The 2,429-nt window shown below is 71.3% G+C and carries 1 protein-coding gene; it reads left to right on the forward strand.

What is annotated here, in order from left to right; translation table 11 throughout:
* Positions 1–99 precede the first annotated feature (99 nt).
* Positions 100–2,429: SpnB-like Rossmann fold domain-containing protein (locus tag IEZ03_RS37145; RefSeq protein ID WP_189241288.1), on the forward strand; the 2,330-nt coding region annotated here is incomplete at its 3' end.

A 2,429-nucleotide genomic window follows, 5' to 3' on the forward strand; every position in this document is an offset into this window, starting at 1 on the left:
CAAAGCATCCACACCCTCCACCAAAACAACACCACCACCTACCTCGAAATCACCCCACACCCCACACTCACCCCACTAATTCACGGCACTCTCGCCGATATGGGTGTGCCTGCCGAGAACGTTCTCGTCACGCCGACTTTGCGCGAGGGACACCAGGAGCTGCCCACTTTTCTTTCAGCGCTCGGGCGCCTGCACGCTTACGGCACCGAAATCGACTGGCCACGGGTCCTCGATGAATTGGGCGTCTCGCGTCCCACGACACCAGCGGTCCTGCCCACCTATGCGTTCCAGCGGCAGCGCTACTGGGTGAAGGCGCAGGTCGGAGCGGGCGACGTCACTTCAGCCGGCTTGGAGACGGGCGGCCATCCCCTGCTCGGCGCCTGCGTGACACTCGCCGACGAGCAGACCACCGTCTTCACCGGGCGCCTGTCCCTGGACACCCATCCCTGGCTCGCCGACCACGCCGTCAACGGCACGCCCGTCCTCCCCGGCACCGCCTACCTCGAACTCGCCATCCACGCAGGCGACCACACCGGCGCACCTCACATCGAGGAGCTCACGCTCCAGGCCCCCATGACCTTGCGAGCCGGTACTCCACTCCGACTACAGGTCACGCTCCAGGCGCCCGACGACAACGGTCACCGAGCCCTGACCATCCACTCACGCCCCGATGATGGCGACGCCGACGAGCAACCCTGGACCTGCCACGCCACCGGCACACTCACCCCCGCAACAACACCCGAAACCCCCCACCAGACCACCTGGCCCCCACCCGACGCCCAAACCGTCCCCACCGAAGACCTCTACCAGCACTTCAACGACCTCGGCCTGAACTACGGGCCCCTCTTCCAGGGCGTCCGCACCGCCTGGCGCGCCTCCGGCGCGATCTATGCCGAGGTCCAGCTCCCCGACCCCGAAGCCGCCACCGGCTACACCCTCCACCCCGCACTCCTCGACGCCGCCCTCCACCCCGTCGTCCTGACCGCCGACGGGCAGCACAGCGAGGCCCACCTTCCCTTCGCCTGGAACGGCGTCACCCTCCACGCCGCCCAGGCGACAGCGCTCCGCGTCACCATCACCCCCACCGGCAGCGGCATCGCCATCACCGCCACCGACCCGGCGGGCCAGCCCGTCGCAACCATCGACGAGCTCAGCCTCCGTCCCCTGCCCGACGCGCCCTCCGGACCCGCCCAGAGCAACCACCTGTACACCCTGGTGTGGGAGGCCCTGCCCACGCAGGGCCCCACTGCCGCGGACGGCTCGTACGCCCTGCTCACCGAGCACGACCCGGACGTGGCCGACGCGCTGGCCGGGAGCCTCCCGGACGCCACCCGCACCTACGGCACCCTCACTGGCCTCATCGAGGACTGCGGCGACGGCGCCCCTCCGAGTGTCATCCTCGTCCCCTGCCCCTCCGGCTCCGGCGACGACGTCGCCGGCCGGGCGCACGCCACCACCCGGCGAGTACTCGGGCTGATTCAGGGCTACCTGGCCGAGGAGCGCCTGGCCGCCAGCCGACTGGTCCTGCTGACCACCGGCTCGGCCTCGGTCACGGGCCCCGGGACGGTGAATCTCGCGCAGAGCCCGCTGTGGGGGCTGGTCCGCAGCGTCCAGGCCGAGCACCCCGGGCGCATCACGCTCATCGATCTCGAAGGCCGGCCCACCGACCGCCAGGCGCTCGGCGGCGCGCTGGCCCAGACCGAACCGCAGCTCGCGGTGCGCGGCGGCGTGGTCCACGGCGCGCGGCTGGTGCGGGCCGCCGGGCGTGGCGGGACCCTCGCCATGCCTTCGGGCGACGACTGGCGGCTGGCCGTCAGTGAGAAGGGAACTTTGGAGGACCTCGTTCTCGCCCCGGCGGTTCAGGCGGACGAAGCGCTGGGCAGCGGGCAGGTGCGCATCGCCGTGCGGGCGGTCGGGGTGAACTTCCGCGACGTCCTGTACGCCCTGGGCATGATCCCCCAGGACGACCGGCCGCTCGGCGGCGAGGGCGCCGGCATCGTCGTCGAGGCCGGTCCCGGCGTGGACGGCGTCGTTCCCGGTGACCGGGTCATGGGGATCTTCACCGGCACCGGTCCCACCGCCGTCGCCGACCACCGCATGGTCACCCGCATTCCGGACGGCTGGTCGTTCACCCAGGCCGCCACCGTCCCCGTCGCCTTCCTTACCGCTTACTACGCGCTCGCCGACCTCGCGGGCGTCCAGCCGGGACAGCGGCTCCTCCTGCACGCCGCCACCGGCGGAGTCGGGACCGCTGCCCTGCAACTGGCGCAGAACTGGGATGTGGAGGTCTTCGCCACCGCCAGCCCCGGCAAGTGGCCGGCCCTCTACGAGCGCGGGCTGGACGACGCGCATATCGCCTCGTCCCGGACGCTGGAGTTCGAGGAGCACTTCGGCGACACCCTCGGCGAACACCGCATCGACGTCGTCCT

It is taken from the genome of Actinomadura livida (genome assembly GCF_014648675.1).
In the GTDB taxonomy this organism is placed as follows: domain Bacteria; phylum Actinomycetota; class Actinomycetes; order Streptosporangiales; family Streptosporangiaceae; genus Spirillospora; species Spirillospora livida.